Consider the following 26,025-nt stretch of genomic DNA (forward strand, 5'->3'; position numbering starts at 1 on the left):
ATAATGGTTAAATCTACGGTACTTCCTCGTGAATGAGATGATTTCTTAGCAATATAACCTTTTTTTAAAAACTCTGATTTCTCTTCATTAGGGTAAAAAACTGACTTCATTGATTGATTGTCGACTTCCTGTGACCAAGATATAAAATCATTAACAGCACTTTGAGGACGATAACAATCATATACTTTTAACGTTAACCCCAACGGATATAAAACCCTAATTACTTTTTTGAGTGATTCAGCTGCTGATTTTGTTATTAAACAAATAGGAGCGTTATATCCATTGATTTTTCTACCATTGATTTTTCTACCAAGAAAGTTATTTCAGTTAAAATATCTCATATCCGTTTTTATTTCTGGGATCTCTTGTTCAATATTAATAAAATCAGATGGTGCTCTCATTTCAATATAGGTATCAAGCATAAGCTATTTCTTTACCAGTTAATCTTTTTATAACAAAAATATTATATTAAGCTATATTTTCGTAAAGAGATTTCTTGGTGAATGTATAACATATCTCCTTATAGTGCCTTCTTTGTTTTCTTATTCAGCTAATCAAAAACTGATATAAGGGGAATTACCAAAGCTGACGGGGGACCACTAGTTATGTCCAAGTTATCTATTTTTTTCAGTGTTCAATTAAATTGTTAGTCCCTGTTGTTGATTAGTAGTATCTGGCTTTCATTTATGGAAAAGCAACTTAGACACTGAACCTGAATAGCGGAAAGAATAGCTATCAATACAGCGAAGAAGAAAAGATAACATACTATTACAATGGCTGAACCGAAAATTACTATAAAGAATTCTGTCTGTAACTTTTTCTCGCTTCATCGCTATTAATCCTTACTTTTATTATCACTCTGTGAGTTTTTTGATCTGGATAATTCATTTTATTCTGTTGGCCTAACAACCTTTGCTGGCATATACTTTTGCTTTGAAACACTTTCTGTCACAGCTCTTTTATCAGTCATTAATAAATCCTTTTCATTTGGTGGTGGTAACTAAAGAACCACCTCGCCTGATGTGGTTAAAAGCAACACTAATAATCGTGTGGAGTCATCTCACAAAAATAAAATGCTGTTTGTTAGTTAATTTTCTATCCCGTAGCACCCAGCGGTTATCTATTGTCACACTTGCCAAGGGAGTGATGATAATGCTGTTAGTTAACCGCTTTTTTATTTATAAAAAATAATTAAATAAAGTATCTTCGCCAAAATTTTTTTTTAGCATAATAGAAACATTTGTTACATCCACATAAAGAATTTTTGAAGTTAAAATTATTAATCACATTCGACTTTAAGTCGTAGGAGTAATAAATTATGCAATATACTTATCTTTTAATACACTGTTCTTGGCATAATGGGTGTGCATAGAATGATGTTGCAAAAATATTACGTAATCAAGGTTTATAGCTAAGCGTCTTAATTTTGATTACAAAAATATATGTTTTTCTCCAATATAAATTTACTGATATAGAGTAATTACTTGTAATCATTTTAAAGTCGCCTAGCTATAGATGTTCATACTCCAACCATCGCAGGACATGAATCACACGCTAATTATAGAGCAAGCCATGCTGACTGTGTCGATTCTATCGTTAAATATGTAAGACAGCACAATTTAAAAAATCTAGTTGTCTTAGGACACAGTTTTGGTGGAACTATTGTACAACGGCTAGCAGAAATAGAATCATCTCGTATAAAGCGTTTGATCTTTCATAATGCATTTGTTTTACGTGATGGAGAATCACTTTATGATATGTACCCACCTATTTTTCACGAAATATGGGAAAAATAACCATTGATAATAAAATAATACTCCCTTTTGAGATTTTTAGAGAGTTATTTATTGGTGATGTTGAATTAGAAAAAGCAAAGGAAGTTTATGATAATTTTTGGTCCCCATGTTGTGTTGCAAGTCATTACGATAAAGTACCGCTAAAAACATTTGAATCACTATCAATTCCTCGTAGCATAATATATGCGTCAACAGATAATCCTCTTCCTGTTGGTGAATATGGCTGGCACCCTAAATTTAGCAATCGTCTGAATATTTATCGTTTTACTGAATTACCAGGAAGCCATGAAGTATTATTCAGTAATCCTCAAAAACTTACTGAATGTATAATATAGATAAGCGACTTAATTTTGATTCAGACAATCCTGCTGAGTCGTTAATAACCAGCTGATTAGTCGTTTTAATTTATGGTCTATTTTATTTCATTGCCATAAATGAATTACCACTATTGCAGGACAGAAAGTAAAAAAAGCCAGCTAAGCTGGCGAAAACAAACAGGAAAAATAATGATGTAAGACAAATATCTAAAATATAAAGTCAGTCAATTGCTGCGAGAAAAGAAACATAACACAAATTTGCTTAAATATTGATCTGAAAAATAATTAGTATGATATCCATCACAGCTTAATACTCTAAATTACAAAAATGTAATTGATCTGATCTAATAACAAACAATGAATAACAAATGAAAAATGGTATGGAAAATAATTTTTTCCCCTTTTCAGTAATGTGCTGAACCTGACCACTTACCTAATCGACATAAGCAATTTATTCATTTAACCATTTAGCCAACCAAACCCTCATTTCATGATTAAACAACGCTAAAGCAATAAATTAACTACTAAAAACTTCGTCGCCCTACTAATAGCTAAATGAAAAATTATGACTGAAAAAGCTTTATAATAATGCCCTGCCAAATCTGTTAGTTTTAACAACCTATTTTAATAAGCAAAACAATCAAACGTATTTTACTCAATTGCTGCTAGCTGTATCCTACTATGCAATCAGCAACAAAATTATATATGTTGTTTGCAGTATTTTATTTAATACACCAAATCATTATTAATGTGGTAGAAGTTAATAAGTTGCTATAAATTTAACTGTCATGACTCGACGTTATATAAATTAACGGCAAAAAGTATATAATACTTTTTGATGCTTAAACCATCAAAAAAGTAATCAATTAACTGATAAACAGTCTGTGTTCATAGGTGGTTATTATGTTAACATTACGGAATTGGATTACCAGATACTTTCCGAGTGATCATCAAAAAATGAGCAAAAGATAAAATGATAAAATTTCTACATTTGTACGTGTTGACAAAAGCGGTGCCGCTTATATCCCCTCTAATGAAATTGCCGCATTACCCGAAGTAAAAGAAATGCAAAAGATGGCTAGCTTGATTGTAAAACAGAAAAAACATTACAAGGAAATAGCTTGTTAGCATTACTACTTATTCCCATTTAAGTTAGCGGCTATATTATGATAGTCCTAAATCCCTATCACTACTGTAGATTACATAGGCACGATAGACAGCTTTTATACTTAAAAGTAGCTACTTATGGTACTTTTTGCCTTTTTTGCACTACGATATAGCTCGGCGACTTTAAAATGATTACAAGTAATTACTCTATATCATTAGATTTAGATTGGAGAAAAACATATATTTTGTAATCAAAATTAAGACGCTTAGCTATAATTGGCGTATTAATTAAATTCTTGTTGCCAAACTTTCATCTGATAGATTTGATTGCAAAAAATTTACCCTTACTGGTGATAAAAAATGATCATATCTATGCATTGATAACATTATTATCAATCACATCAATTTTATTTTCATGGATATACGTTTTTTGTTTGAGTAAAAAACTATAACTGGGCTTTTTTTACAGTAAAAAACATTTAGCGACTTACAATAATATATGCCAAGCTAAAAATGCGCGAGTACTGAGAAAAACATTATCGAATCGTACTATTGACTGCATGTTACTTGATGCCCTTGAGTCAACACCTAAGCGTCCAGTATTAATAAACCTCTCTTCAAAAAAGGTTTATATTGGCATTATCAGCGGATTATCCGATCCAAACGAAAAAGAAGAACCACATAAATATATCTCTTTCTTTCCCGTTATGTCCGGTTATCGAGAGAAGCATACGATTTTATTATAATTTACAAATGTATATCCTAGCAAGATAAAATATTTCAATATTGTTTTTTCTACTGACGACATATCTCATATCTCTTGGTTTTATTTTAAACTCTATAATAGTGTCAATAATTCATCAGCAAAATAAGAAAAAAAGAAACAGCAAAATTAATTAAAATATTAGGCTTGATGGTATCTATTTTTTCGGGTAAGAAGACTATTAAATTAATTATAAAAATGAGTAGCAAAAATATAAAAAATCGTATGAATAGATTACCTTAAGAGTAAAAATCAGTATCATAAGTTGTAATATTATAAAAAATTAAAAGAGGAAATACTATAAGCTATAATAATTAAAAAATAAATTAATTTTAATAACCTGAAATATATTTCAGATCTATTTTTATATTAACAAGCATAAGAATTTTTTAATTTTATTTTTAATATAATTTAAACCGGCCAAATTAGAAATATACAACTATTTAATTATATTAATATTTTGCCTTTATCGATAAAAATCCACATTTGATTTCTAAATTAAGATACCACTTCTAATACTATACTGTATATTACCATGAATTTATTCAATAATATTTACAATGACAATATCAACTATATTAAATATAAAACTTGATTAATCTTACTCTGTAAGATATTTAAATTAGAAGAAAATAATTAACGCAAACTATCTTATAGATAAGAGCAATAAAATAATCTAAAATTAATCGGCATTCATAATTTATTTTTGATAGAGATGTTTTGTTTATTTTTAGGTTAAAAAAAGGAAAAAATGAAAAGTCGCGTGAAGATTTTATCCATTACTTGTCTCTCTCTTATTCAATCACATTCTTTTGCTAATGGGAGCACTAACGATAAAGTCGCGGATGAATATATATATAAAAAAATGACCATCTTACAGTATGTCATTATGATAGCAAGATTGGAGAAAGGTGATGTTTTGATGAAAATGGTATTGTCAATAGCGAGGATTTAAATATCATAGCTACGCACTAAAAAAACAGTCAAATAACCAAAATTAACCATAACAATATTACTTTTGAACATACCGCTATTTGTGACAAGGTTAAAAATAAGAATTGTTTAATATGCTTCCTAAAATCAAATTAAAATATTAAAAAATTTCATTTACATGATTTTAAGAGATTGAGCAGCTATTCTAGACAGCAAATACTATTTTTACTAATGTGGATTAAATTGAAATCAAACCAAATGTTTCACAGGTCTGTCTGTTTACTCAATAGAACAGCGGCAATAAATAGGAACTTATGCTATAGAAGCACCCCAGAAATATCCCACTTACCTAAAAGGCACTGTGGGATAAACTGAGTAGCTTTTGACTTAATTGGTGCGGGCTACCGGAGTCGAACTGGTGACCTACTGATTACGAGTCAGTTGCTCTATTAACTGAGCTAAGCCGGCAAATTTGGCGGAAGGATAGAGATTCGAACTCTAGGATGGTTTCCAATCGGAGGTTTTCAAGACCGCTGCCTCCTCGACCGCTCGGCCATCCTTCCATGGCGCAGAATTATGGGGAAATGTGATGACCTTCTCTAGACCTTAATATAAAAAATACTATTTTTTTCATCGTTTGTTCAAAGTTTGATCATTAAAATTATACTATTCAAAATTACCTGTTAAAATAATAAGATAGAATTGTTTAAATAGTAAACAAAATACTAATTTTTTCCTTCATGTTGAATAAAAAGGCGCCTCTTCTACCAATGGATTATAAACAACAAACCTTACAACTTTCATCGCTAACCCGCTTTTTTATAATGTTTATTAGCTCGCTTGTATTATTGTTATTTCTATTTACCTACAATTACTTTCATAATTGGATCAATAATAGTCAAAATGCGCTCAGTAACATCACTAAACAACTTGAATATAAAATTGAAGATTATCGTTATTACGCAAGTCAACTCTATTACATTGCAAACGATGGCGAGAATGAAACTAAGAGTGATACCCCCTTACCCATAAAATTGCGCCCTGATATTTTTTGGATCAATAACTACGAGCGTCATGTCGATGCCATTATTTTTGGCAGGCAAAATAATACTAATATTAATCTGGCCTATAAACTATCTAACTATATGGGCATAATCTGGGGAGCTAAAAATGAATACAGCTCGATGTACTATCTTAATGGTCCTGATAATACACTTTTTCTGGTAACTACCCATTCGATATTAAAACCAGAGATTCGCTATAAAGAGAGTTATTTAACTTTAACCGCAGAAGAAAAACGCTCTGAGCTGTTGACATTATCATCGGCTAAAGACAAGCGAGAAAGCTTGTCAAATATTCATCGTACACGCCTTGATAATTCTTACTATTATACTTACCGCACAATGTTCAACTCACCAGGCCAATTGACTACCATTATAACTTTTGAATTACCAATAAATTTATTACTCTCAAAAAATATTAATCCTGAATACTTATCAATTACTTTTTCAAATGACATAATAAACAACAATGGAAACCTAGTTGATATTGAACTTAATGGTCTCTTACTACAATTTACCCAACCCATTCCCGGAACAACTTACCGGCTAGTATATCAATTACCAATTAAAGATATCTTGTGGGATCTTTTATATAATAATTTGTTGGCCATAATCGCCATTTGTTTTTTTACAACCATCTCTATTGTTGGCAGATTGTATATCAGGACACGTTTTGTTTCCCCTAACAAAAATATGTTTCACGAGATACAAATTATAAATACAATTAGCAACTATATTATTTCAAATATTCCTATTGGTTTTCTACTTTATAATTTCAAAACCAATCGCAAAATTATGAGTAATGGAATAGCTGAATTACTTTTACCCCATATGGACTTGATACGTATTCGTGACATGGCAATCCAGAATCATGGGGCTATTCAAATTTCAATTGAAGATACTATTTATGAAATAAAATTACTTAATAATCAATTATTAGATAATACTTATATGTTTTTTATTCATGATAAAGATAAAGAAGCACTAACAAATAAAAAATTACTGATGGCTAAACATGAGCATGAAAAAAATATTCAAGTCCGACGCTCGATGTTGTCTAACATGTGTAAAGAGATCCATACTCCCATTATAGAAATTAATAGTCTTATTAACCAAATCAAACAAACCTCTGATGAGCACAACATAAAATATTTAATTAATGAATTATTAATTAGAACACATTATATTGTTAACTGGATAGATAATATTGCTTTACTTAATACCATTGAATCTGGTGAATGGAAGTTAGAGCAACAAAATGAATTTAAACCTGTCTCAATCGCTGGGATGATGAATAAAATACTAAAAGAAAAAACATCACTGCTTATCAACAAAGGTCTTTCACTTTACTATCATAACAATTTAAATTATGAACAACATATCACCACAAATAATAACGCTTTATTTAAAATAATTTCACTTCTATTGAGTTATTCAATCAATACAACTAATTTTGGCAAAATTACTGTCATATTAAATTATGCAACTAAACGACTATCCCTCGAGATCATTGATAGCGGTATAGGACTTAATGCTATGGATCTGGCAAATATTCACATGCCTTTTGCTAGTTCAACAAATAATGACGGAACCCTATCCAATTCAGGAATGACATTTTATCTATGTCATCAACTATCTTACCGTATGAAAGGTGAATTTTTCATAAAAAGTAAAGTTGGAATCGGTTCTCATTATACAGTGACATTGCCCTTAGAATTAAAAAATGAACAAAGTTACAAGTCATTACCACTTCTTGATGGTATTAATATACTTCTTGATATTAGAAATCCTGAAATTCATAAAATTGTCCAGCAGAATTTAATGACTTATGGAGCTAATTATTCTGATATAGATAAAAATAATTGTCATTCATCCTATGATTTATTTATAACTGATCATAAAACAGAATATAATAAACCGACAATTTACCTTGTTGATAATATTATTAATTATAGAGTAGTAAAACACAATTTGATAAAATGTAATTTCAATTTTAATGATGAACTTATTAATGCAATTTCTATCTTAATCGAAGATAATTTGATTGCGGAGCAAGAATCAACCGATAAATCAATATTTACTATCATCAATCATAACAATAATTCAAACCTTATAATCCTTGAGAATTATAAAAAAAAGCTTTCTGATAGTGACTATCGTAATTTATTCCTTACTACAGTACCTATAGATATTAATAAGCTGTATACTAACCAAGAAAAAGGTAACTTAAAAAAACTAAAAGATATAGCACATAGACTAAAAGGTGTTTTTGCTATGCTGAACTTTGAGCTTCTTAAAAAAGCATGTGAGCAATTAGAACAGCACATAGCAGATAATAATGAATTTGAGATTTTAAATAGCATTAGAGATATTGATATCTTTATCAAAAAACTAATGCCAGAGGGCAACCAATAAAATGAATAACCTTAATGTCATTATCGCTGATGATCATCCTATTGTACTATTTGGTATACGAAAATCTCTTGAGCAAATCGCGGGAATTAATTTGGTTGGTCAATTTGAAGATTCCACATCTCTTATCAATAATATAGCCAAACTTAAAGCAGATATTCTAATAACTGATCTTTCGATGCCCGGCGATAAATACGGTGATGGAATTACATTAATTAAATACATTAAACGCCACTACCCTAACCTATCAATAATTGTCCTTACCATGAATAATAATCCCGCAATACTCAGTGCTGTGTTAGATTTAGATATCGAAGGCATCGTATTGAAACAAGGCGCTCCTGCTGACTTACCAAAGGTATTATCAGCTTTACAAAAAGGAAAAAAATTCACTCCTGAAAATGTATCGAAATTATTGGAGAAAGTTAATGCAAATGGTTATGGAGATAAACGTTTATCGCCAAAAGAAAGTGAAGTGTTGCGCCTATTTGCGGAAGGTTTTTTAGTCACCGAAATTGCAAGAAAACTTAATCGAAGTATTAAAACAATTAGTAGCCAAAAAAAATCGGCTATGTTAAAACTCGGTGTTGAAAATGATATAACATTATTAAATTATCTTTCTTCAGTCACAATTGAGAAAGAAATTAACTAGTAATATGATACAAATAAAAAACTGATTGATCCTAATCTTAGGGGCAATGAATAAGGCTAATAGGTTTTCCATCCTGTTATTTATAAATTAATAATCATTTGAATATTAAAATAGTATTTAATCATTATCTTCTTGTGTTGCTAATATACTAACATCGCAACACTTCAATAGCGATTGCTTTAATTTTTTTAATGTAACCGGTTTGGATAGACAGTCATCCATTCCTACACTTAAGCAACGCTGCTTTTCTTCTGCCATGGCATTAGCCGTTAAAGCAACAATCGGTATCGCATAACCTTCTTCTCTAATTAACTTTGTCAAACCATAGCCATCGAGATTAGGCATATTTACATCTGTCAAAACGATATCTATATTATTTTGTCGAACATAATCCAAAGCGATTAGCCCATCTTCAGCAAGTACTATATTAAAGCCTATTGATTTCAGCTGATCAGCCAGTAAACTCCGATTAATTGGATGATCATCAACAATCAATACCGTTAGAAAACATAATTTTTTATCTGGTAGCGACATTATTGAAGATGGATTAACAACCTCTTTCTCACCATTTTCCATCACTAATTGATCAATAAAACCATCTAATTTATCAAGTTGGTAAGTATTATGAAACCAATCATTTTTCGCATTTTCCTGGGGTGCACTGATAAAAGTTGAAAATAGCCTAAGTGTAAATTTGCTTTCAGCCACCAAGCCTTCATAATCAGTAATAATCAAATCATATATTTTATCTTTACTGTGTTCATTGCAAACTGTCGTTATCTTAAAGCCATTGTAGTCTAAATAAGTTTGTAGATAATCTCGCAGGTGATGATTAAAAAAATACAGACCGATACGAAAATTTTTCCGATATTCTGGGTGGCGACAAACCACATATTCACTATCAAACAAAGGTAGCCTAACGGTAAAACTACTACCTATACCAACCTGGCTGTTAACTTCAATATCGCCATCCATTAAATTAATTAATTTTTCACAAATAGGTAACCCCAAACCAGTGCCCTTGGAAAAACTCTCATTATTAACTTTAATCTGAAAGAAAGGATCAAAAAGTTGCATTAATATATTATCAGGCATACCAATTCCCGTATCCCTAATTTCAATATAAATATAAAAATCTCTTATAAAAATATTTAACAAAATAAAACCAGTTTTTGTAAATTTAATCGCATTACTGAGAATATTAGAAACAATTTGCTGTACTCGAACAGAATCCGCATTAATAATATCGGGCACATTAGGATCAATATAGTAATAAATCGAAAGACCCTTTTTACCTATCAGCGGAATATAATTAGAAATAATAAATGAGAAAACTTCACGACAATTAAACGGTGCTGGATCAATATTAAGTTGCTTAGATTCAATTTTTGAAAAATCTAAAATATCATTAATTATTTTTAATAATAATGATGAAGAGTGATCCATTGTCGTCAAAAGGCGATCAGCTTGAATGGGCAATTCATAAGATTGCAATAACTCTAAATTACCAATGATGCCATAAAGTGGTGTTCGTAATTCATGGCTAACGATTGCTAAAAACATAGATTTGGCTTGGTTAGCCTGCTCTGATGCCTGCGCCATATTATGTAAAGATTTTTCCATCTGAACACGGGCACTAATATCAACCAAAACACAAATGGCCACTTCCTTATTTTGATAACGAGAAATAACATAACTTATTTGTAAATGGGTATGACTGGTAGTAACAACATCAATATAACGACTAGATTTATCTTGAATAATTGATAGGATACGGGTTTTATCATCATAGCTTAATAAGCGAAAATAATGATGGGCGAGTTCATTACTTAATATATTAACACCATCAACAAGACGTAAAATAATGATACCAACCGGAGCCGACGCCACTATTTTATGATTAAATTGCTCATTTTCTTCTAAACGAATCGCATTATCTTCTGCTGGTAATAACATCTTCCTTTCTAATAGCCAGATCAAAAAAGTAATTAAAATAAATAAGATTATATTTAACAGAATGCCGTTTATAATTGACAGCTTAAATTTATTAAAAATATCACTAATAGGTACAGAAAAAACAACACTTAATAACGAAGGTAGTAAGCGGTTTTTATAAATTAATCGACTAAAATCATTATCATAGCCAAAATGAAAGTTTTCTAATTGATAAACATAATCATCAGATCTTAAATTACTATCATACGGAAAATGTAATACTAATCTATTATTTTCATTTAAAACGAAGATACTAATTGGCCTTTCATAGCGTAAATTAAATTGCTCCAAGCGTATTGAACGTTCTAGACCAATTAGACCAATCAAAGTCCCTTTATCATAAATAGGCGCTAATATGTAGAAAGAGCCATTATCAGTTCGCGACGCTGGTGTGATCCAATAAATATTTTTCTCTCTGCCTTGTGCCCTCAAGCTCATATAAGTCCGCATATTTTCATGGATTATTTTTTTAAACGATTGAAGACTGGTAGTACTGTTTCGGATAGCCAAATCAATCATGCAGTTACTTTCTGGAGCAACAATAAAAACCGTTTTTAAACCTTGTGGTGGCATAATATTATTTCGCCAAAAAGAGAATAATTGATTAAATGCGACTAAGTAACTCTTTGATGTTTCATGCAATTTTCTACAATCAGCATCTGCCGTTAGGGGTAAGTAGTTGAAATTAAGTTGTTTTGGCAAGACAGGCGTATAATTAGGATCTTGCGCTAATTTTTCAGTATGGCTATCTACCATATATTGGATTGATCGCAGGATTTTATCCGTATAATGCACATATTCAACCATACTGTCATAACTAGATGAATACTGTTGATGTATATCAGATTTAACTTCATTAAAGATATTAAATAGATAAAAAAGTGTGATTACAGCTCCCATTGCCCACAGCATAACGCCGAGAGTACGGAACAAATAGCGAGAAATTTTCAATGACGTTCTAAATGAAGATAGATATCTCAAACACTGTCCTAACTATAAAAGAAGTGTATCAATCGTAAAGCATATACGATAAGCGGAATAATAAAAAGTTATCACTAATAATGATTGGCATAAAGTCTAAAAACGGGCACCTACTGTGCCCGCTCAGATAAAACTAATTTATCACTCATTAAGCGAAAGATTTTCTACGTTATTGACATCAGGCTCTACTTTTACGCTGATTGTATCTTCTGTTAACGTTTGGTGATCATCTTTTTCTTCTTCAGGATCAACAACGCGTTGTAAACCAACTACTTTTTCATCTTCACCAGTACGAATCAAAGTGACACCCTGAGTATTTCTACCGACAATGCTAACCTCTGCAACTCGGGTACGCACCAAGGTACCAGCATCCGTGATCATCATGATTTGATCAGTTTTTTCTACCTGAATTACTCCGACCACATTACCATTACGTTCACTAACCTTAATGGAAATAACACCTTGAGTAGCTCGAGATTTTGTTGGGTATTCACTCTGCTCGGTTCGTTTACCATAACCATTTTCTGTAACGGTTAAAATATCACCTTCAGCACGAGGTACAATCAGCGAAACGACTTTATCGCCAGCTTGTAGCTTAATACCTCGAACACCCGTTGCTGTACGTCCCATAGGACGAACCGCATTTTCCGCAAAACGAACAACTTTACCACCAGCAGAGAAAAGCATTACCTCATTTTTACCAGCAGTCAAATCAACGCCAATCAGCTCATCGCCATCATTAAGATTAACTGCAATGATGCCGGCGCTTCTGGGACGACTAAAATCTTTTAGTGATGTCTTTTTAACTCTACCACTCGCGGTTGCCATAAATACATAATGACCATCATCAAATTCAGGTACCGGCAAAATTGCGGTAATACGTTCATTCTGTTCTAACGGTAATAAATTGACTATTGGTCGTCCACGTGCGCCACGGCTAGCTTCGGGTAATTGGTAAACTTTCATCCAATAGAGACGGCCACGGCTAGAGAAGCATAGAATTGTGTTATGGGTATTAGCAACTAACAAACGCTCAATAAAATCTTCTTCTTTAATACGCGCTGCCGACTTACCTTTTCCCCCACGTCGCTGTGCTTCGTAATCAGATAGTGGCTGATATTTAACATACCCCTGATGTGATAAGGTGACGACCACATCTTCCCGGGTAATTAAATCTTGGATATTAATATCCGCGCTATTTTCAGTAATTTCCGTGCGACGGACATCACGATATTGATCTTTAACAGCTTCCAGCTCTTCACGGATAACTTCCATTAACCGTTCTGGGCTGGTTAATATATATAGCAATGCGGCAATCAGTTTTAGCAGCTCACTATCTTCATCCAATATTTTGTCATGTTCTAAGCTAGTTAATTTTTGCAAACGCAAATCAAGAATTGCCTGAGCTTGCGGTTCAGTCAAATAATATTGACCATCGCGGACACCGTATTGGGGTTCAAGCCATTCAGGGCGAGCAGCGTTATCGCCTGCACTGGCTAACATGGCAGAAACATTAGCTAATTGCCAAGGACGAGCAATCAAAGCCAATTTCGCTCCATGCGGCGTTGATGCTTGGCGGATAAGTTCAATTATCGGATCAATATTTGCTAATGCGACGGCGAGAGCTTCCAAAATATGAGCCCGTTCACGCGCTTTACGCAATTCAAAAATAGTCCGTCGAGTGACCACTTCTCTACGATGGCGAACAAAAGCTTCAAGAATTTCTTTTAAATTTAAAAGTCTAGGCTGGCCATCACATAAGGCAACCATATTAATGCCAAATGAGACTTGAAGTTGAGTCAAGGAATACAAATTATTCAGTACTACTTCCGCCACTGCATCTCGTTTTACTTCAATAACAATACGCATGCCATCTTTATCAGATTCATCACGTAATGCACTAATCCCCTCAACACGCTTATCTTTAACCAATTCTGCAATTTTTTCAATTAAACGAGCTTTATTAACCTGATAAGGGATCTCATTGACAATAATTGTTTCACGACCACTTTTATCATCAACTTCAACGTTAGCTCGTGCACGAATATAGACTTTACCACGTCCCGTCCGATATGCGTCGATGATACCGCGGCGACCATTAATAATTGCAGCGGTTGGAAAATCAGGACCTGGAATATACTCCAGTAATCCTTCAATACTAATATTTTTATCATTGATATAAGCCAGACAGCAATCAATGACTTCACTAAGGTTATGAGGTGGGATATTGGTAGCCATACCAACAGCGATACCTGAAGAGCCGTTAACCAGCAAGTTTGGCACCCGCGTTGGCATAACATCAGGGATCTGCTCTGTACCATCATAGTTAGGAATAAAATCAACGGTTTCTTTATCTAAATCTGCCAACAATTGATGGGCAATTTTTGCCATGCGTACTTCGGTATAACGCATAGCCGCAGCAGAGTCGCCATCAACAGAGCCAAAATTACCTTGCCCATCAACTAGCATATAACGCATTGAAAAAGGTTGTGCCAGACGTACTATCGCATCATAAACAGCACTATCGCCATGAGGATGGTATTTACCAATGACGTCACCGACTACACGGGCTGATTTTTTGTATGATTTATTCCAATCATTGCCCAACACATTCATCGCATATAATACGCGACGGTGAACAGGCTTTAATCCATCTCGTACATCTGGAAGGGCGCGTCCAACAATTACAGACATCGCATAATCCAAATAAGAGCTTTTCAGTTCCTCTTCGATATTGACCGGGGTAATTTCTCTTGCTATGTCACTCATGGAGCCACTGTCCCTCATACTCCTTATTCATTAAGGAGTAAAGTTATACCACAAAATCGCCATTTTATAAAAACAGGAAACGCATAATGATCAATAAAATATGTATAATGACCTAATGCCATTATACAGTCTATGCTAATAAAACTATGCTAATAAAAAAATTAAGGAGTAAATTTTTTGATGAATAACAAGAATTCGCTCAGCCAGGCAAATGTTGATCTAGCTGAAATCGATAAATTTAGCTCTATTGCGACTCGTTGGTGGGATGAAACGAGTGAATTCCAACCTCTTCATCGGATTAATCCATTACGTTTAAACCATATCCTGCAACAGGCAAATGGTCTGTTTGGTAAAAAAGTACTCGATATTGGCTGCGGCGGCGGAATTTTATCAGAAAGTATGGCTAAAGAAGGCGCCTTGGTGACAGGAATTGATATGGCCGCAGAGCCGCTGGAAGTCGCAAAGCTCCATGCATTAGAAAACAATATGAAGATCAACTATCTACAGGAAACCGCTGAGAGTCATGCCGAAAAATACCCTAAAACTTATGATATCGTTACCTGTATGGAAATGTTGGAACATGTTCCCGATCCTGAGTCTGTTGTTCAATCATGCGAAAAATTAGTCAAACCGGGCGGTCATGTATTTTTTTCTACTATTAATCGTAATAAAAAAGCCTGGTTATTGGCAATTATTGCCGCTGAGCATATTTTAAAAATGGTTCCCAAAGGTACTCATGATGTAAAAAAATTTATTCGACCTTCAGAGCTACTCAGTTGGATAGATAAAACCTCTTTACAAGAACAGCATATGATCGGATTACATTATAATCCGATCAGCGACAAATTTTCGTTAGGCTCGAATATTGATGTTAATTATATGTTGCACTTATCAAATACAAATAATTGTTAACATTTGCTGAAGAAAGCAGCAGTCAGTAGGTCATTATTAAATTTATTTTTCACCATTGCCGGTAACATAAATTATAATATTCTTCTATTATCACACAGAGTTATCGGCCAATTAACAAAATTTAGCGTTCGAATATTGCTAAAAACCCCATTTTTTATAGACTTGATAAAAGTAGCAAATACCATTATCTTGTTATTATAAACGCAATAAAACACTATATATTGTGTTTACTGCTCTCCATTTTAGTTCAAAATACAAACATAATATGCTATTAGCAGCCCACCGTTTTGTATTTTGTTATTAATCATTGAGTGGAGTGATCGATAAATATTTAGCTAGTTAACTTTAGGTGTATCTACCCATGAACCAAAGTCTGTTAGTCACTAAACGTGATGGACATAAAGAGCGCATTGATCTTGATAAAATCCATAAAGTCATTACCTGGGCGTCTGAAGGCCTAAAAGATGTATCCGTTTCACAAGTAGAGCTACGTTCTCAGATCCAGTTTTATGATGGCATCAAAACGTCCGATATTCACGAAACCATGATCAAAGCGGCGGCAGATCTTATTTCAGCTGATACACCCGATTACCAATATCTTGCAGCTCGATTAGCTATTTTCCATCTACGCAAAAAAGCATATGGCCAATTTGAACCACCAGCACTATATCAGCATGTTTTGCATATGGTTAAAATAGGTAAATATGATAAGCATCTGCTGACAGATTATACAGCTGAAGAATTCGAGCAGATGGATAGTTTTCTGGATCACTGGCGTGACATGAATTTTTCCTATGCGGCAGTTAAGCAATTAGAAGGCAAATACTTAGTGCAAAACCGGGTAAGCGGTGAAATTTATGAAAGTGCCCAGTTTCTCTATATTCTTGTTGCAGCTTGCCTTTTTTCACGCTATCCAAAAGAGACGCGGTTAAACTATATTCATCGTTTTTATGATGCGATCTCAACTTTCAAAATTTCACTACCAACCCCGATTATGGCGGGAGTACGCACCCCAACCCGCCAATTTAGCTCTTGCGTATTAATTGAATGTGGCGATAGCCTTGATTCAATTAATGCCACTTCCAGCGCGATTGTAAAATATGTCTCTCAGCGTGCCGGTATTGGTATTAATGCCGGCCATATTCGCGCACTAGGTAGCCCTATTCGCAGAGGTGAAGCGTTTCATACAGGCTGTATCCCGTTCTATAAACATTTCCAAACTGCGGTAAAATCTTGTTCTCAAGGTGGCGTACGTGGTGGTGCCGCTACACTATTTTATCCGCTCTGGCATTTAGAGGTTGAAAGCCTATTAGTATTGAAAAATAACCGTGGCGTTGAAGGTAATCGTGTTCGTCACCTGGACTATGGCGTACAAATTAACAAACTGATGTATGAACGCCTTATCAAAGGTAAAGAAATTACCCTCTTTAGCCCTTCTGATGTGCCCGGCTCATATGAAGCCTTTTTTGCTGATCAAAACGAATTTGAACGTTTATATTTAAAATATGAGCAAGACGCAAACATACGCAAAAAACGCATTAAAGCGCTCGATCTATTTTCACTTATGATGCAAGAGCGAGCGTCAACCGGACGTATTTATATTCAAAATGTCGATCACTGTAACACCCATAGTCCATTTGATGCTAAAGTTGCGCCAATTCGTCAATCAAACCTCTGTCTGGAAATCGCCTTGCCAACCAGGCCCTTAAATGATGTTAAGGACGAAAATGCTGAAATTGCTCTCTGTACTCTTTCCGCCTTTAATTTGGGTGCCATTACCTCATTGGATGAATTGGAACAGTTGGCGGTATTAACAGTGCGTGCATTAGATTCACTGCTCGATTATCAAAACTATCCGATTGTTGCAGCGCAAAAAGGCTCTATGGGTCGTCGTACTTTAGGTATTGGCGTCATAAATTATGCTTATTATTTAGCTAAAAATGGCGTTCACTACTCCGATGGTAGTGCCAATAATCTGACCCACAAAACCTTTGAAGCGATCCAATATTATTTATTGAAAGCATCTAATGAACTGGCAAAAGAGCAAGGTGCTTGCCCATGGTTTAACGAAACTACTTATGCAAAAGGTATTTTACCGATTGATAGGTATAAAAAATCATTAGATGCACTAACAACTGAACCGCTACATTATGATTGGCAAACTTTACGCAAAGATATCAAGCAATATGGTTTGCGTAACTCAACGCTTTCCGCCTTGATGCCATCAGAAACTTCTTCGCAAATATCCAATGCTACCAATGGCATTGAAGCACCGCGAGGCTATATCAGTATTAAAGCATCCAAAGATGGTATCTTGCGTCAAGTTGTACCTGAATACGAACGCCTGAAAGATAATTATGAACTTTTATGGCAAATGCCCAACAATGACGGTTATTTGCAGTTGGTTGGTATTATGCAAAAATTTATTGATCAATCAATTTCTGCTAATACAAATTATGATCCAACCCGCTTCCCAAATAATAAAGTTCCAATGAATCAATTACTGAAAGATTTGTTACTCGCTTATAAATATGGGTTAAAAACCCTTTATTACCATAATACCCGTGATGGTGCAGAGGATAGCCAAGCCGATCTTGAAGAGGTGATTGAATCAGCTGACAGCGATTGTGATGGCGGCGCTTGTAAGATTTAACGTGAGGACGTATGGAATACCAATATACAACATTTTCGCAAACCAAAAACGATCAATTGCAAGAACCGATGTTCTTTGGACAGCCTGTCAACGTTGCCCGTTATGATCAGCAAAAATATCCTATTTTCGAGCAGCTAATTGAAAAACAACTCTCTTTTTTCTGGCGCCCAGAAGAAATTGATGTTTCTCGTGATCGTATTGATTATCAAGCGCTACCTGAACATGAAAAACACATTTTTATCAGTAATTTAAAATATCAAACACTATTAGATTCTATTCAAGGACGTAGCCCTAACGTGGCACTACTGCCCCTTATTTCAATTCCTGAACTTGAAACTTGGATAGAAACCTGGTCATTTTCAGAAACTATTCATTCGCGCTCTTATACTCATATTATTCGTAATATTGTTAATGACCCATCAATTATTTTTGACGATATCGTAACTAATGACGAAATTTTAAAGCGGGCAAAAGATATTTCTACTTATTATGACGATTTAATTGAGATGATCAGCTATTACCATATGTTAGGTGAGGGCAATCATAAAATTAATGGTAAAAATGTCATTATTTCTTTACACGATTTGAAAAAGCAGCTCTATTTATGTTTGATGAACGTTAATGCATTAGAAGCGATTCGTTTTTATGTCAGCTTCGCTTGCTCATTTGCCTTTGCTGAACGTGAATTGATGGAAGGAAACGCTAAAATTATTAAATTGATTGCCCGTGATGAAGCTTTGCATCTCACCGGCACCCAATATATGTTAAACCTGATGCGTTCTGGTCAAGATGATCCTGAAATCGCCATCATTGCCAAAGAGTGTGAAGAAGCGTGTTACAAATTGTTTGTGCAAGCCGCGGAACAGGAAAAGGAGTGGGCAGAATATCTCTTCTCGAATGGTTCTATGATCGGTCTTAATAAAGATATTTTATGTCAATACATCGAATATATTACGAACATTCGCATGCAAGTGGTTGGATTAAAATTACCCTTCGAAACGCGTTCTAATCCAATCCCATGGATCAACGCCTGGCTAGTTTCTGATAACGTTCAAGTGGCCCCACAAGAAGTAGAAGTGAGTTCTTACTTGGTAGGGCAAATTGATGCTCAGGTCGATACTGATGAATTGGGTAACTTTCAGTTATAAGCGTTATGGCAAGCTATAAAATTACCCTGCGCAACGCGCAGGGCATACTGATCCCTTTTCATTCCGAACAACAGACTAGTCTAATTGATGCTCTGGAACAAAGTAAAATTCAAATTGAATTTCAATGTCGGGAAGGGTTTTGTGGTGCCTGCCGGGTTCGTCTGTGAAAAGGAAAAGTGGCATATCGTCATAAACCAATAGCTTTCATTGATAAAGATGAGATATTAGCCTGTAGTTGCAGGCCTATCACCGATATTGATATCAATCAATAGCAGCAGCGGGCGTTAACAGTAAGACTGTTTAAGTTTTTTCAGCAAGCACCAGCAACATCATCGGACGTGGCAGCTCATCTCTCATGCCATCAATTTTATCTAACAAATAATCAGCCGGCTCAGCCTTAATGAGTCGCGCAATAGAAAATCCGGCTGTTAATAAACTAATTAAATAAGTTGTTAAGGTTTTATGATACTTAGTCACTTTGTGACCGAGAAATTCTGCCTGACGCGGACTTTCGTTAAAATAGTTATCAACTGGCCAATGGAGCTTAGCGCCTGAACTATCATAACACCAATCTTGTGAACCATGAGCAGTAAAAACTGGGCACTCGATTGAAAATATAAACTGGCCTTTTTCAGTTAAACAAGCGTAGATTTTATGGCATACTTGAGCAAAATCAGCGACATAATTTAATGCTAGCGAACTGACAACCAGATCAAAGCTAGCATTAGCAAACTGAATATCCTTTATCGCTTGTTGCCGATATTCAATGATATCAGGAAAGCGATTTTTTCTTTTGCTACCTTTAACATTTTCTGCGAAATATCTGTACCAATCACTTTTCTCGCGCCATTCTCTGCTGCATATAAAGAATGCCAACCGTAACCACAGCCAAAATCTAATACTGATTTACCTTGAAAATTAGGTAATAAACTTTGTAATGCTGGCCATTCACGAGCGGCATTTAATCCATCAATAGAACGAGGAAACTGGCTATAGGCAATAAAAAAATCATCCTGATCGTAAATATTCTCTTTCATAACTAAATTCTAATGTCCAATGATTGATATAATGTCCAATGATTGCTATATAACTAGCTTAACTATCACTCTCTAATCAAATTTTTATATTATGCCTGATCATCATTCAATTAACTACTGTTCAGACAGATTCTGACAGATTCTGACAGATTCTGACAGATTAAACATAAAATTCCATAAAATGTAATATTAATTTGACAGATAATAATCAATCATTTACTCTGCCCCCAAATTAAATTTAGCGCTATAAGGCTCAGGATCACTTCTGAAAAATCTCACGCTGGGTAGTATTTTAATTGTTGCTGGCACAACAATCGGTGTCGGTATGTTGGCAATGCCACTTCCCGCATCAGGCGTTGATTTTCCCATGATCGCACTTATGCTAATTGGGTTATGGGCTTTAATGAGTTATACCGCGCTATTATTAGTCGAAGTATATCAATACAACCCCGCACATTTAGGTTTAGGCTCTATTGCCAAACGTTACCAGTTTAAGCATGCTACTACTGATGTATGCATTAGCGACCGCTTATACCGGTGTCGCAGGAGTTTTGATCGCTAATAGCCTTTCATCTTGAAAGGACAAGTATAAATATTAGCATCAATTCTGCAATTATTTTATTCACCATCATTGGCGGTACGATTCTCTGTATCGGCACTCATTCAGTCGATTTGATAAATCGCATTTTGTTTATCGCAAAAATTGTTTTTCTGCTCATCATGCTAGTCGTCATGATGCCCCAGGTAAAAAATATTAATCTTACCGCTATGCCAGTAGAAAAAGGATTAGTCTTATCAGCGATCCCAGTCATTTTTACTTCATTTGGCTTTAACGGTAGTATTCCGAGCCTGGTAAGCTATATGGATAGTAATATCAATAAATTACGTAAAATTTTTATTATTGGTAGTGCTATCCCACTATTCGCTTATATTTTATGGCAGATAGCCACCTTAGGAGCTATCCCACAAAACACCTTTATCGGTATATTAGCCAACCAGTCGGGTTTAAACGGATTACTGAGTGCAATTAATGATATCGTCGCCACTTCACAAGTAAATATTGCTGTTAACCTATTCATGGATCTGGCGTTGGCGACCTCTTTTTTAGGTGTTACGCTCGGTTTGTTTGACTATTTGGCCGATATCTTTAAACGTAAAAGTACGCCATTTGGTCGCTTGCAGAGTGGATTATTAACCTTTCTGCCACCACTTGGTTTGCGCGCTATTTTCAGTAGTTTTGTTCAAGCCTTAACTAAAGGTGGAACGCCCGCATTACTAATAGTTAATAGTGCTAACTTCTGGTGTTGCCGTGATTTTAATTCAGATTGGTATTGTTAGTGGTATGTTACCTGCTGTTGGATAACACTTTTGACATAAAGACAAAGTAAAGCACCATAATTCATATGGTGCGAACAATTAAGCAGCTAGAAACTGACGCCTGCACCAAGATAAAAACCATCTGCAATGCTATTCTTAGGATGCTGACTCTTGCCTTTCAGTTTAATAAAACGATGACCAAAATTAATCGCTAATGGTTTAATCACTTCATATTTAATGCCCACATCCGCTTCCTGATAAGCATAATTGCCCGAAGTGAAATCACGCGGTGAGCCATAAACTTCACCATATAAAGCCAACGATGGCATAATTTGCCAATTGGCACCAACACCAGCCGCAAAGGCAAAACCGTTATTATTATCTTGTGGTGATAAATAATAAGCTTTTCCACCAATATAAACGCTAAACGGCCCTAAAGGTAAGCTAAAAGTTGCCCCTAAGCTAACTACCTGACCATCATGATCTCTACGTGCCCAATTGCCATTTATGCCTAACCCTGCCCCTTTTCTGCCAATGCCAGCCGCTAGTTCAGTAAAATCTTTTCCTACTTGTGCACTGACAGAAGCGGCATTAGAATGACCTGAGAATAAAAAAACATCCAACTGTTACCGGTAATAAAAATTTTTTCATTAAAATAGTTATCCTAAGCTACTAATTATTCTGGTTACTAAAATATCAACAATATATTTCATTTTCTTTCGAATTATTATTATTTTTTTGTAAAAAACATTTTTTGCTCTAATATATCGCAGCAATAGGTATTTTTGATTGGCTATATGCTTTATTAGCATAGATAATCTATTTGATATAGACTTTAATAAGATTAATAAAAATCATGTAACACTTGCTAATTTTTTTTAACTACATTTTCTATCTATTTCAACTAAAACTGGAGATGAGTAATAGAGAAAAAAGAAGGTCTTACTACCGCTGCTGGCTCACCCGTCGTTGATAATAATAATGTTATCACCGCAGGCCCTAGAGGCCCGATGTTATTACAAGATGTTTGGTTTTTAGAAAAATTGGCTCACTTTGATCGTGAAGTTATTCCTGAACGTCGTATGCATGCCAAGGGCTCTGGGGCATTTGGTACTTTTACCGCTACCCATGATATTAGCCAATATACACGGGCAAAAATCTTCTCTGAAATAGCTAAGGAAACGAAATTATTTATCCGTTTTTCTACCGTGGCCGGCGAACGACGAGCTCCTGATGCAGAGCGAGATATTCGTGGCTTTGCCTTAAAGTTTTACACTGAAGAAGGTAATTGGGATTTAGTGGGTAAAAATACACCGGTTTTTTATTTACGTGATCCATTAAAATTTCCTGATCTTAATGATGTGGTAAAACGTGATCCGCACACTAATTTACGTAACCCTGCTTATAAATGGGATTTTTTCTCGCACTTGCCTGAATCTCTTCATCAATTAACTATTGATATGAGTGACCGAGGTATACCTAAATCCTACCGTCATATGCACGGTTTCGGTAGTCATACCTATAGTTTTATAGCTGGGCGACTTTAAAATGATTACAAATAATTACTCTATATCAGTAAATTTATATTGGAGAAAAACATATATTTTGTAATCAAAATTAAGACGCTTAGCTATATATTGCAACTATTTGCATAGCTACAAATAGCGGAGAAATGACCATTTTATAAGTATGTTTCTAAAAAATAGAATATTATCATCAGCATTAGTATAGTAAGGTAACATTTTCAATCAGCTTGAATAGCAATAAAATAATATTTTTAATTATTCTATGAGTTATGGCTGACAATTATCTTATGTCCTTTTAAGATAAATATGTTAATCATATAATTGGAGATCACATGCGAAACCCATGGAATTTAATCGCAACTTGCTTTAAATTTAGTTGGCGATTACTTAATTTTATCAGACGATTTGTCACCAGTTTTATCTGTCTTTTTTTGATCTTTATCGCAGCAAGCAGTTACTTTGCCTATACAAGTGCAAAAAAATCGACGAGCCAATATCATGGTGCGCTACTTATTGATCTACAAGGAGTAATTGTTGATCAAGTCTCTATCCCTAATCCTCTTGGTAAAATGAGCCGCGAATTGTTAGGCTCATCAAGCAAACGCATGCAAGAAAACTCCTTATTTGACATTGTAAATATTATTCGCCGGGCAACCTATGACGACAAAATTACCGGTATCGTTTTACAACTGGATAATCTAATTGGTTTCGACCAGCCATCTTTACAATATATTGGTAAGGCGTTGATAGAGTTTAAGCAAGCGGGAAAACCTATTTACGCTGTAGGTAATAACTATAATCAATCGCAATATTATTTAGCCAGTTTTGCCAATCATATCTATATGTCACAACAGGGGCATGTCGGAATTTACGGTTTTTCAACCAATAAACTCTTTTATAAGACGCTACTGGATAAGCTAAAAGTCAATAGCCATATTTTCCGTGTTGGCACTTATAAATCAGCAGTAGAGCCATTTATTCGTGACAATATGTCACCTGAAGCACGTGAAGCCGATAAAGTCTGGATTGGTTCACTATGGCAACACTATTTATCAGCCGTGGCGCAAAACCGACAAATGACGCCAGAAAATATCTTCCCTGGTGCCGATAAATTGATTGAAGAAATGAAAAGCGTCAATGGTGATAATGCGCAATATGCGGTTAAACAAAAACTCATTGATCATATATTTACCGGCGCAGTTATGGAGAAAGAGTTAAGCAAAAATTTTGGCTGGAATGATAAAGAGCAACATTTTAATTACATCAGTATCTATGATTATGCCAATGAACAACCCCAGCAAAATCAGCTAATGCGACAAAAAGAATCCGATGAGCAAGCTGGAAATATCGCTGTGATAATTGCCCAAGGCGCCATTATAGATGGACCACAAGAGCCTGGCATGGTTGGCAGCGAAACAACGGTAGCACAAATACGTAAAGCAAGACTTAACCCTGATATTAAAGCGATTGTATTACGTGTTAATAGTCCTGGTGGCAGTGTTACAGCTTCAGAAGCGATAAGGAATGAGCTTGTGGCTGTCCGCGAGGCTAATAAACCTATTGTAGTTTCCATGGGAGGAATGGCAGCATCAGGAGGTTATTGGATTTCAACACCGGCCAATTATATTTTTGCCAGTCCAACAACCCTGACCGGTTCAATTGGTATTTTTGGTGTGATAAATACCTTTGAAAAAAGCTTAGATACAATTGGCGTTTATACTGACGGGGTCTCTACCACGCCATTAGCGGATATCTCAGCTACAAAAGGAATTAATAAACAATTTTCTGACATGATGCAAATCACCATAGAAAATGGCTATAGCACCTTTCTAAAATATGTTGCTCAGGCGCGCCATAAAACACCGGCAGAGATAGATAAAATCGCTCAAGGTCGGGTGTGGCTAGGTTCAGACGCGCTACAAAACGGTTTGGTTGATAAACTGGGTGATTTTGACGATGCTGTAAATAAAGCGGCTGAATTAGCTAAAGTTACTACGCTATCACTTGACTGGATGCAGCCTGAACGTTCTTTTATTGATCAATTAATACTTGAATTAACTTCAAGCGCTGAGACAATGACGCCCAATACACTGCAATCGTTACTTCCGCAAAAAATAGCTAACGACCTGCAGCAACAAATCAAATTTTACCAGCATATGAATGATCCACAAAATCGCTACGCATTTTGTTTAAATTGTGGTGAAGTTTATTAATAAATAGCCATCATTGTTCAACTCTAGCGCCCTGCATATGGGCGCTTTATTTTATATTAATATTTAATATCCAACAGATTTTATTAGCTAACTACTTTATAATTTATAATTCTTTAAATTTATCAATTTTCACTTATTCATATCGTTAGGTAAAGAGAATGGAAAAAATCCATCTATGTCGTTTACACAGGCGGCACTATTGGCATGCAATATTCAACACATGGATACGTGCCAGCTTCCGGCCATCTACAAAAACAACTGAGCAGCATGCCAGAATTTCATCGCGCTGAAATGGCAAATTTCACTATTCGTGAACATAATCTTTTAATTGATTCCGCTAATATGACACCAGAAGATTGGCAGTGCATTGCGGATGATATTAGTGATAATTATCAAAACTATGATGGTTTTGTTATTCTACATGGTACTGATA

The 26,025-nt window shown here is 34.7% G+C and carries 16 protein-coding genes, 2 tRNA genes and 4 pseudogenes; 13 read left to right on the plus strand and 9 right to left on the minus strand.

From position 1 onward, the window contains the following. On the minus strand, positions 1-302 hold a 302-nt coding region (locus ARSQ2_RS04345; protein ID WP_338078238.1), incomplete at its 3' end, for a M15 family metallopeptidase. A gap of 1,209 nt (positions 303-1,511) precedes the next feature. Between ARSQ2_RS04345 and ARSQ2_RS14700 the strand changes: the two genes are divergently transcribed. The 3 genes from ARSQ2_RS14700 (at position 1,512) to ARSQ2_RS04360 (ending at position 3,966) form a co-directional block, all read left to right on the plus strand. After that, positions 1,512-1,796, plus strand: a complete 285-nt coding sequence (locus ARSQ2_RS14700) for an alpha/beta fold hydrolase (RefSeq protein ID WP_181994500.1) — start codon at positions 1,512-1,514, stop codon at positions 1,794-1,796. Next, positions 1,784-2,131: a salicylate esterase gene (locus ARSQ2_RS04355; RefSeq protein ID WP_181994489.1), complete on the plus strand. Its 348-nt coding sequence runs from the start codon at positions 1,784-1,786 to the stop codon at positions 2,129-2,131. The genes ARSQ2_RS14700 and ARSQ2_RS04355 overlap by 13 nt, the downstream gene beginning before the upstream one ends. Positions 2,132-3,780: 1,649 nt before the next feature. Then, positions 3,781-3,966: a hypothetical protein gene (locus ARSQ2_RS04360; RefSeq protein ID WP_181994490.1), complete on the plus strand. Its 186-nt coding sequence runs from the start codon at positions 3,781-3,783 to the stop codon at positions 3,964-3,966. Positions 3,967-5,308: 1,342 nt separating this feature from the next. Here ARSQ2_RS04360 and ARSQ2_RS04365 read toward each other — a convergent pair. Both ARSQ2_RS04365 and ARSQ2_RS04370 read right to left on the minus strand, forming a co-directional pair. Next, positions 5,309-5,384: transfer RNA gene (locus ARSQ2_RS04365), tRNA-Thr, on the minus strand. A 5-nt stretch (positions 5,385-5,389) separates the two neighbouring features. Then, a tRNA-Ser gene (locus ARSQ2_RS04370) sits at positions 5,390-5,479 on the minus strand. 207 nt (positions 5,480-5,686) lie between these two features. On the opposite strand from ARSQ2_RS04370, the gene rcsD reads away from it, so the two are divergent. Further along, on the plus strand, positions 5,687-8,392 hold the full coding sequence (gene rcsD, locus ARSQ2_RS04375; protein ID WP_181994491.1) for a phosphotransferase RcsD: 2,706 nt from the start codon (positions 5,687-5,689) through the stop codon (positions 8,390-8,392). A 1-nt stretch (position 8,393) separates the two neighbouring features. Then, positions 8,394-9,041: a response regulator transcription factor RcsB gene (rcsB, locus tag ARSQ2_RS04380; protein WP_181994492.1), complete on the plus strand. Its 648-nt coding sequence runs from the start codon at positions 8,394-8,396 to the stop codon at positions 9,039-9,041. Between the two features lie 117 nt (positions 9,042-9,158). On the opposite strand, the gene rcsC is transcribed toward rcsB, so the two are convergent. Both rcsC and gyrA read right to left on the minus strand, forming a co-directional pair. Beyond that, positions 9,159-12,017, minus strand: coding sequence for a two-component system sensor histidine kinase RcsC (rcsC, locus tag ARSQ2_RS04385; protein ID WP_181994493.1), 2,859 nt, complete (start codon positions 12,015-12,017; stop codon positions 9,159-9,161). Between the two features lie 141 nt (positions 12,018-12,158). Beyond that, the gene (gene gyrA, locus ARSQ2_RS04390) at positions 12,159-14,786 is read right to left on the minus strand and encodes a DNA topoisomerase (ATP-hydrolyzing) subunit A (protein WP_181994494.1); all 2,628 of its coding nucleotides are present in this window, start codon (positions 14,784-14,786) and stop codon (positions 12,159-12,161) included. Positions 14,787-14,966: 180 nt separating this feature from the next. On the opposite strand from gyrA, the gene ubiG reads away from it, so the two are divergent. From ubiG to yfaE, 4 genes and pseudogenes are all read left to right on the plus strand, one after another. Further along, positions 14,967-15,698, plus strand: a complete 732-nt coding sequence (gene ubiG, locus ARSQ2_RS04395; protein WP_181994501.1) for a bifunctional 2-polyprenyl-6-hydroxyphenol methylase/3-demethylubiquinol 3-O-methyltransferase UbiG — start codon at positions 14,967-14,969, stop codon at positions 15,696-15,698. 361 nt (positions 15,699-16,059) lie between these two features. Further along, on the plus strand, positions 16,060-18,351 hold the full coding sequence (nrdA, locus tag ARSQ2_RS04400) for a class 1a ribonucleoside-diphosphate reductase subunit alpha (RefSeq protein ID WP_181994495.1): 2,292 nt from the start codon (positions 16,060-16,062) through the stop codon (positions 18,349-18,351). Positions 18,352-18,362: 11 nt separating this feature from the next. Then, the gene (gene nrdB, locus ARSQ2_RS04405) at positions 18,363-19,499 is read left to right on the plus strand and encodes a class Ia ribonucleoside-diphosphate reductase subunit beta (RefSeq protein ID WP_181994496.1); all 1,137 of its coding nucleotides are present in this window, start codon (positions 18,363-18,365) and stop codon (positions 19,497-19,499) included. Positions 19,500-19,504: 5 nt separating this feature from the next. Then, positions 19,505-19,771: pseudogene (yfaE, locus tag ARSQ2_RS04410) on the plus strand (class I ribonucleotide reductase maintenance protein YfaE). 28 nt (positions 19,772-19,799) lie between these two features. On the opposite strand, the gene ARSQ2_RS15220 reads toward yfaE, so the two are convergent. The 3 genes and pseudogenes from ARSQ2_RS15220 to ARSQ2_RS12520 all read right to left on the minus strand — a co-directional run bounded on the left by ARSQ2_RS15220 (position 19,800) and on the right by ARSQ2_RS12520 (position 20,905). After that, on the minus strand, positions 19,800-19,976 hold the full coding sequence (locus ARSQ2_RS15220) for a hypothetical protein (protein ID WP_476726900.1): 177 nt from the start codon (positions 19,974-19,976) through the stop codon (positions 19,800-19,802). 183 nt (positions 19,977-20,159) lie between these two features. Then, positions 20,160-20,536: pseudogene (locus ARSQ2_RS15225) on the minus strand (class I SAM-dependent methyltransferase); the annotation flags it as partial. 216 nt (positions 20,537-20,752) lie between these two features. After that, the gene (locus ARSQ2_RS12520) at positions 20,753-20,905 is read right to left on the minus strand and encodes a hypothetical protein (RefSeq protein WP_238334311.1); all 153 of its coding nucleotides are present in this window, start codon (positions 20,903-20,905) and stop codon (positions 20,753-20,755) included. Between ARSQ2_RS12520 and ARSQ2_RS04420 the strand changes: the two are divergent. Continuing rightward, positions 20,862-21,899 (plus strand): annotated as a pseudogene (locus ARSQ2_RS04420) (aromatic amino acid transport family protein). The gene ARSQ2_RS12520 and the pseudogene ARSQ2_RS04420 overlap by 44 nt on opposite strands. Before the next feature lie 61 nt (positions 21,900-21,960). Here ARSQ2_RS04420 and ARSQ2_RS04425 read toward each other — a convergent pair. Beyond that, positions 21,961-22,476, minus strand: a complete 516-nt coding sequence (locus ARSQ2_RS04425; protein WP_181994497.1) for a YfaZ family outer membrane protein — start codon at positions 22,474-22,476, stop codon at positions 21,961-21,963. A 300-nt stretch (positions 22,477-22,776) separates the two neighbouring features. Here ARSQ2_RS04425 and katE2 point away from each other — a divergent pair. The 3 genes and pseudogenes from katE2 to ARSQ2_RS04440 all read left to right on the plus strand — a co-directional run. Further along, positions 22,777-23,385 (plus strand): annotated as a pseudogene (gene katE2, locus ARSQ2_RS04430) (catalase KatE2); the annotation flags it as partial. 326 nt (positions 23,386-23,711) lie between these two features. Beyond that, positions 23,712-25,592 (plus strand): signal peptide peptidase SppA, encoded by a 1,881-nt coding sequence (gene sppA / locus ARSQ2_RS04435; protein ID WP_181994498.1) that lies wholly within the window; start codon positions 23,712-23,714, stop codon positions 25,590-25,592. A gap of 204 nt (positions 25,593-25,796) precedes the next feature. Then, positions 25,797-26,025, plus strand: a 229-nt coding sequence (locus ARSQ2_RS04440) for an asparaginase domain-containing protein (protein ID WP_181994499.1), incomplete at its 3' end; no start/stop codon positions are given.

This window comes from Arsenophonus endosymbiont of Bemisia tabaci Q2 (genome assembly GCF_902713415.1).
Lineage (GTDB): Bacteria > Pseudomonadota > Gammaproteobacteria > Enterobacterales > Enterobacteriaceae > Arsenophonus.

What these genes read in the sequence shown, in the direction of transcription:
- ARSQ2_RS04355 (WP_181994489.1), top strand. Translation starts at nt 1,784, where the DNA reads ATGGGAAAAATAACCATTGATAATAAAATAATACTCCCTTTTGAGATT.
- ARSQ2_RS04360 (WP_181994490.1), top strand. Translation starts at nt 3,781, where the DNA reads ATGTTACTTGATGCCCTTGAGTCAACACCTAAGCGTCCAGTATTAATA.
- rcsD (WP_181994491.1), top strand. Translation starts at nt 5,687, where the DNA reads ATGGATTATAAACAACAAACCTTACAACTTTCATCGCTAACCCGCTTT.
- rcsB (WP_181994492.1), top strand. Translation starts at nt 8,394, where the DNA reads ATGAATAACCTTAATGTCATTATCGCTGATGATCATCCTATTGTACTA.
- gyrA (WP_181994494.1), bottom strand. Translation starts at nt 14,786, where the DNA reads ATGAGTGACATAGCAAGAGAAATTACCCCGGTCAATATCGAAGAGGAA.
- ubiG (WP_181994501.1), top strand. Translation starts at nt 14,967, where the DNA reads ATGAATAACAAGAATTCGCTCAGCCAGGCAAATGTTGATCTAGCTGAA.
- nrdA (WP_181994495.1), top strand. Translation starts at nt 16,060, where the DNA reads ATGAACCAAAGTCTGTTAGTCACTAAACGTGATGGACATAAAGAGCGC.
- nrdB (WP_181994496.1), top strand. Translation starts at nt 18,363, where the DNA reads ATGGAATACCAATATACAACATTTTCGCAAACCAAAAACGATCAATTG.
- ARSQ2_RS12520 (WP_238334311.1), bottom strand. Translation starts at nt 20,905, where the DNA reads ATGGGAAAATCAACGCCTGATGCGGGAAGTGGCATTGCCAACATACCG.
- sppA (WP_181994498.1), top strand. Translation starts at nt 23,712, where the DNA reads ATGCGAAACCCATGGAATTTAATCGCAACTTGCTTTAAATTTAGTTGG.